Origin of the sequence: Streptomyces mayonensis (assembly GCF_018982965.1) — a bacterium.
Taxonomy (GTDB): domain Bacteria; phylum Actinomycetota; class Actinomycetes; order Streptomycetales; family Streptomycetaceae; genus Streptomyces; species Streptomyces mayonensis.
The window spans coordinates 25,388-31,922 of sequence record NZ_JACBYP010000096.1 but is presented as its reverse complement, the minus strand read 5'-3'; the positions used below and the strand labels follow the sequence as shown (position 1 = coordinate 31,922).

General features: G+C 74.2%; 4 protein-coding genes and 1 pseudogene. 3 read left to right on the top strand and 2 right to left on the bottom strand.

The window, feature by feature from the left end:
- Positions 1-67 precede the first annotated feature (67 nt).
- Positions 68-553, bottom strand: a pseudogene (locus tag HZS56_RS28295) (SUKH-3 domain-containing protein); the annotation flags it as partial.
- Between the two features lie 95 nt (positions 554-648).
- The gene (locus tag HZS56_RS28290; RefSeq protein ID WP_216723634.1) at positions 649-1,179 is read right to left on the bottom strand and encodes a YwqJ-related putative deaminase; all 531 of its coding nucleotides are present in this window, start codon (positions 1,177-1,179) and stop codon (positions 649-651) included.
- Between the two features lie 288 nt (positions 1,180-1,467).
- On the opposite strand from HZS56_RS28290, the gene HZS56_RS28285 reads away from it, so the two are divergent.
- The 3 genes from HZS56_RS28285 (at position 1,468) to HZS56_RS28275 (ending at position 6,392) form a co-directional block, all read left to right on the top strand.
- Positions 1,468-2,463, top strand: a complete 996-nt coding sequence (locus HZS56_RS28285; RefSeq protein ID WP_216723633.1) for an SMI1/KNR4 family protein — start codon at positions 1,468-1,470, stop codon at positions 2,461-2,463.
- A 7-nt stretch (positions 2,464-2,470) separates the two neighbouring features.
- Complete coding sequence (locus HZS56_RS28280; protein ID WP_216723632.1) at positions 2,471-5,263, top strand: SUKH-4 family immunity protein; 2,793 nt, start codon at positions 2,471-2,473, stop codon at positions 5,261-5,263.
- A gap of 238 nt (positions 5,264-5,501) precedes the next feature.
- Positions 5,502-6,392 carry a cellulose-binding protein gene (locus HZS56_RS28275; protein ID WP_216723631.1) on the top strand — a complete coding sequence of 297 codons (891 nt, stop codon included), beginning with the start codon at positions 5,502-5,504 and terminating at the stop codon, positions 6,390-6,392.
- The last annotated feature ends 143 nt before the right edge of the window (positions 6,393-6,535 follow it).

Below are 6,535 nucleotides of genomic sequence, written 5' to 3'. Positions count from 1 at the left end.
CGCCGTTGGTCATGGGTTTGCGGGCGGCGCGTTTGGTGCGAGCGGCGTCGGCGTTGGCGAGGTGGCGTGAGATGAGGGTGGGTTGGGTGCCGGCGACGAGGGTGGCGAAGGCGGTGTCGAGGTCGGGGCCGAGGTACCAGTCGCCGGTGTGGTCGAGGGCGTAGACGCGGCCTTCGGTGTCGATGGCGACGAGGGCGTGGCTGTCGGTTTCGGTGCCGAGGGGGCTGGTCTGGGTGTCGAGGGCGCGGCCGAGGTCGCCGAGGGTGCGGGCCATGTGGAGGCCGTGGAGGGGGTCGATGTGGAGGGTGGTGGGGGCGATGTGGCGGCCGGGGCCGGTGGGGGTGATGTGGAGGCCGCCGAATTCGGCCCAGGCTTCGACGGCGGCGGGGAAGACGGTGTGGTGGTGTCCGGCGGGTGAGGTGTGTTCGCGGAGGGTGTCGGCCCAGATTTCGGCTTGTTTTATGTCCCAGCGTCCGGGGTGCCAGCCGGCGTCGCGGAGTGCGGCGTCGACGGGGACGGGGAAGCGGGTGGTGAAGGTGCGGTCGGCTTGCATGTGCCCTTGGTTCGTTTCGGTCGGCTCTTGCGGCGCTGTCGCCTCTGGCGGCTCTAGGGGGGTGTTGTGGGTGTGGGGCGGTGGTCCGGCTGGGGTCAGGCGTCGTCCGTGGTGGGGTCGACGACGCGGACGCCGAAGTGGGCGCTGAGGGCGGTGCAGGCGCGGCAGGGTGGGGCGAAGCTGCCGTGGAGGGGGTCGCCGTCCTCGCGGATGCGGCGGGTGGTGAGTTTGGCGTGTTTGAGTGCCTTGCGGGCTTCGCCGTTGGTCATGGGTTTGCGGGCGGCGCGTTTGGTGCGTGCGGCGTCGGCGTTGGCGAGGTGGCGTGAGATGAGGATGGTTTCGGCGCAGCGGCCGGTGTAGCGGTCTCGTTGGCCGCTGGTGAGGGTGTCGAGGAAGTCCTGGACGAGGTGGTGCAGGGCGGGGGGTGTGTCGGCGCGGGTGGCGGTGCCGGTGAGGGTGGTGCCGCGTACGGAGAGGGCGGCGGCGACGGTGGGGAGTATGCCGTCGCGGCGGTGGAGGAGGGTGGGGGCGCGGGTGGCTTCGGTGCTGCTCCAGCCGATGCGGGGGTCGCCGCCGCGGTGGTCGTCGGGTCGCCCGGTGTCGGGTCCCGTCTGTGTGGCACTCATGATCGTTTCCCCTCCTGAGCATCCCCCCGAAGGTCACAGAGTGCCAAATCGTGGGGCTGCTGCGGAAGCTGGGGCGTGGTGACACGCCCGGGTATGGGCGGTGTGTCACGGGAGGGTGACGTCTGGTCACGGGGGTGGGGGTGTGGGTGTCGGGTGCGGGGTCCGGTGCCGGTGACCCCTCTTGCCGTACCGCATAGGCTGTCGGCACCGCGTGGTGCGGTGACCAGACAGTTCAGACAGTTCAGATACCGCAGACAGTTCAGACAGATGCCGCAGGGGGCAACCGCCATGACGACAGGTCGGCTCGGGCAAGCAGCCGCGCCGCCGAACGCGGCCTATGCCGGGCAGGTCGTGCATTTCCCGGATCCGGTGCGGGCGCAACGTCACCCGAGAGGGGTACGGGTCGACGAGGGTGGTTACCCCGTTTTCTCGCCGTATGCCCGTGCGGTGGCGGAGATCGCGGAGCCGCCGGCGGGGTTCGGGGTCGACGAGTTGCGGCTGACGGACTACGTGTCGGCGAACGCGGTGCTTTCGGCGTCGGGGCACGAGTTGTGGGACACGGTGCCGGCGGTGGCGACGCCGCATGGCTGGACGTGGCACCACGTGGCGGGGTCGCGGCGGATGGAGCTGGTTCCGGTCGAGGTGAAGGCGTTGCTGCGGCACCACGGTGGGATCGCGACGGCGGCGGTGGATCAGGCCAAGCGTGGGACGCGGCCGTTGCAGGAGACGCGTCCGGCGCACTTCGGGCTGCCGAAGTCGGGTGTGGCGGTCTCGGAGCAGCAGGTGCAGGGTGTCGAGGAGGATCTGGGGTACCGGTTGCCGGGTGCGTACCGGTCGTTCCTGAAGGCGGCGGGTGGTTGTGCGCCGGTGGGTACGGCGCTGGACGCGGAGCTGGGGTTGTTGGTGGACCAGCCGTTCTTCACGGTGCGTGAGGAGGCGGCGGTCAATGACCTGGTCTACGTCAACAAGTGTCTGCGGGACCATTTGACGAAGGACTATCTGGGTGTCGCGTTCGTGCAGGGTGGTCTGCTCGCGGTGAAGGTGAAGGGCGACCGGGTCGGGTCGGTGTGGTTCTGCGCCTATGACGATGTGCGGGACGCGGATCCGGCGGTGCCTCCGGCGGAGCGGGTGGAGCGTTTGCTGTTGCCGTGCGGTGAGGACTTCGATGTGTTCCTGTCGCGGTTGGCGGGGTCGCCGCCGGAGTTGGAGACGGTGGCGAACCTGATGGTGGACGGTGGTTTCGCGCGTGCGGTGCCCGTGACGTCTGCGTCTGTAGGGGAGTGAGCTGGCGATGGTGACGTTCGCGCAGGCGCAGGAGCGCGCGGAGGAGTGGGTCAACGGCGAGTTGCCGGGTTACCAGCACCGTGAGGTGCGGGTGCGGGAGTTCGACCTGGGGTTCGTGGTGTGGGCGGAGGACCGTGCGGACGGGCCGCGTTCGGACGGTGGTGCGCAGCGGTTGGTGATCGCCCGGGACAGTGGTGAGGCGACGCTGTGGCCTTCGTTGCCGGTGGGTGAGGTGATCCGCCGGTACGAGGAGGAGTACGGCCGTCCGGATGCGGTGGAGGAGCCGGCGCCGCCGCCTGCCGCGCGGGTGGATCTGAATCAGACGTCCTTCTTGTTGAGTCCGCCGGAGTGGTTGCAGGAGGCGGCGGACAAGTTGGGGATTCCGGACCGCCGGGGCGGGGACGCGGGGGGTTCCGGTGCTGCGGCCGCCTCGTCTGCCGCGGCCGGCTCGTCGCTTCCGGAGACGCGGGGCGGTGTGCCGTCGGGTGCGGCTGAGGGGGGTCGCCCGGTTCCTTCTGCTTCTGCTCCTCCTTCTGCTCCCTCTGTTCCGGCCGCTTCGGCGGATGGGCAGGGGAGCGGTGCGGCGTGGCCGACGCCCGCCGGTGGCTCCGGCGCGGGCGAGGGGGCGGGCGCGGGTGCGTCCGGTGCGCCGGGTGCGCCTGCCGGGGCGACGCCCTGGGCGGGTACGGACACGAACGCGGACGCGGGCGAGGACCGTTCCGTGCCGTTGCCGCAGACCGTGTTCGCGCCGCAGTTGAACGATGCCGACGGTCGCGGTACGCCGCCGCCCTCGGCGACTCCGGAGGCGAAGACGGCGCTGATGTCGGGGGGCAGCCGGCTGCCGCCGACGGCGCTGTCACCGGCGGTCGGCGAGTCGAGCGCACAGGGCGAGCCGGGTGCGCAGGGCGAGTCGAACGCGCAGGGCGGACCGGGTGCGGCTGCCGAGTCGTCCGCCGCGTCGTCCGGTGCGGGGGCGCCGCCGTCCGTGCCGCCCGCGCCTCCGACGCCCCCGTCCGGGCAGCCGTCCGCGGGTTCGGGGTCGGGTGCACCCGGTGTGCCGGGTGCGCGTCCCGGGGACACGCCTGCGCCGACGGGGACTCCCGCGCCGGGTACGCCGGCGGGTGGCGGCTATGTGCCGACGCAGCTGGTGTCCTCGCTGGGCCCCGAGGGGCCGGGCGCGCCGTCGGCGCCGGGTACGCCGCCGGGTCCGGCGGGTGGTCCGGGTGCGCCGCCGCCTCCGCCGGGTGCGCCGGGTGGTACGCCGCCGGGTGGGGTGCACCATGCCGCCACGATGCTGGCTGACCCGGGCGGGACGGGCGGCGGTGCGCAGCCGCCGTCGGCGCCGGGTACGCCGCCGGGTCCGGCGGGTGGTCCGGGTGCGCCGCCGCCTCCGCCGGGCGCGCCGGGTGGTACGCCGCCGGGTGGGGTGCACCATGCCGCCACGATGCTGGCCGATCCGGGTGGGACGGGTGGCGGTGCGCCGCCGCCTCCGGCTCCTCCGGGCCGTCCGGGTGCCCCCGCGGCGCCGGGAGCGCCGGGTACGCCGCCGCCTCCGCCCGCCGCACCGGGTGCGCCGGGTGCCTCGGGCGGTACGGGCGGTACGGGTGGCGGGGTGCACCATGCGCAGACCATGCTGGCCTCTCCTTCGGCGGGCGGTCCGGCCGGTGTAGGCGCGCCGCCGCCTCCGCCGCCCCCCGGGGCCCCGGGCGCACCCGGCGCTCCGGGTGCCGGTCAGCCCGTGCCGCCGCCGGGTGCCGTGCCGCCGCCGGGGCAGGCCGCGCCGGGCCGGCCGCCGGCGTACGGCTATCCGCAGCCGCCCGCCGGTCAGCCGACCGTCGGTCCGGGTTACCAGGCCGTGCTGCGCTACCGCGCGCAGGACGGTTCCGAGCAGCAGCTGATCCGGCGTTCGGCGCCGGGTACGCCGCACCCGGAGTGGCAGATGTTCCACGAGCTGCGCGCGATGAACGTGCCGCCGGACCAGGTGATTGAGCTGCACACCGAGCTGGAGTCGTGCGAGCTGCCGGGTGCCTACTGTGCGCGGATGATCCGGGAGCAGTGGCCGCAGGCGCGGATCACGTCGATCGCGCCGTACGGTCTGGACCACGCGAGCCGGCAGCAGGGTATGCAGCAGCTGCTGGCGCACCAGGGCGAGTTGCATCAGGTGGCCGACGGTCCGGCGCGTCCGGCGCCGGTGCGGGCGCCGTTGCCGCAGGTGCAGCCGGCGCCGCCGGTTCCTCCGGAGGCCGTCGGGCAGGAGCTGGTCGCGGCGTTCGGGCCGGGTGTCTTCCGGTTCGAGCAGGCCGCGGTGTCCCGGCAGGGTGTGCCGCCGGCGGTGGCGCACACGCTGGTGGCGGCGGGGCTGCCGACGGACATGGGGCCGTTCTTCTGGGCGCAGGCCCAGCCGGGGCGTCCGGTGCCGACGCTGGCGGAGCTGGCGGCGGAGCGCGGGGTGCAGCCGGCCTCGGACGCGGGGTCGTACCTCGTCGTGGGCAGTGACTTCGGCCGGGCGATCTGTGTGCAGTACGGCACGGCGGCGATCGTGGCGGTGCCGGTGGAGGCGGGGCCGGGTGGCGCGCCCGTGCCGCCGCAGTTCGTGAACACGGGGCTGCCGGAGTTCGTGCGCTCGCTGGCGCTGCTGGGGCGGATGTGGCGGCTGCGGTTCGGTCTCAACCAGGAGCAGGCGGGTCGCTGGACCGTCGACTTCCAGGCGCAGTTGGCCGCGTTGGACCCGGCGGCGCTGGGTTCGCCGGAGAGCTGGTGGTCGGTGCTGCTGGAGCAGATGTGGGACGGGCTGCTGTGAGGCGTCCGCGCCGCTGAGGTGTGCGACGGGCGGGGCCCGGTCGTCCTGTGGGGCGGCCGGGTCCCGTCTTTTGTGTGCCCGGGGCGCGTCTTGTCGCGCGCCGGGGCCGCGCCCTGTGTGTGCTCCGGCCGCGCCCTTTGCGTGCGGTGTGTCGCGTTATGAGGGCTTACCTCCGGTCCATAAAGTCGGTCGGGTCCAGTTAGCGCGACACCGGGTTCACCACAGGGGTGTGATGAGCATGAGCGGCGCGTCGGCGTCCGACCACGGCTTCGCGACCGTACGCGGGCGCGAGCGCGGCTACCGTCCCGAGCAGGTGGAGGAGTGTGCGGCCGCGCTCTGTGAGGACCGTGACGCGGCCTGGGAGCGGGCCGCCCGGCTCACGGTGCTGGCCCGCGAGATGGAGGAGGAGCTGGCGGACCTGCTGGACGAGGTCGCGCAGCTCGCTCCGCAGGACTACGAGGCGCTCGGGGAGCGGGCGCGGCAGTTGTTCGCGCTCGGCGCGGAGGAGGCCGCGGCGGTGCGGGAGGGGGCGCGCAGTGCGGCGGAGGAGCTGATGGCGGACGCGCGGGCGTACGCCATCGAGGTGCGGGATGCGGCCGGGGCGCATGCCGACGCGGTGCGCGCGGAGGCGGACGAACGGGCCCGGCAGTGGCTGCTGGCGGCGCGCGCGGAGGCCGGCGAGGCCCGGATCGGGGCGCGGCGCGAGGTGAAGGAAGGGCGTGCTCAGGCGCTGTCCGCGCTGCGCGAGATGCGTCGGCGTACCGAGGAGATGCTCGCCGGGCAGAGCCGTGAGCAGGCCGAACGGCAGGCCGTGGCCGAGCGGGCCGAGCGCGAGCGGGCCGAGGCCCTGGACGCGCACCACGCGGAGTCGGTGGCGCGCGCCGAGCAGGAGGTGTGCGCGGCCCAGCGGGCGCTGGCCGAGGCCGGGGAGGCGGCCGTGCGGCGGCAGGAGGAGGCCGAGGCCGAGGCTGCCGAGGTGGTGGCCGGGGCCCGGGTGCGGCAGGAGTGGATCGCCCGGGAGACGGAGCGGGTGCTGCGCGAGCACGGGGAGCGGTGGGACGAACTGCAGGCCCAGATGGCCTCGGTGCGCAGCAGCCTCAGCTCGTTGACGGGCCGTGGGGTGGAGTGACCCCCGTGGGGTGGAGTGACCCCCGTGGGGTGGAGTGACCCCCGCGGGGTGGATGCCGGGCCGGAGCCGCGCGTTTGACCCTCACGCGGCGGAAGGGTGGATGCTCGCTGCGTCCGGGGGTGGAGAGCGACCCTGAGGCACGG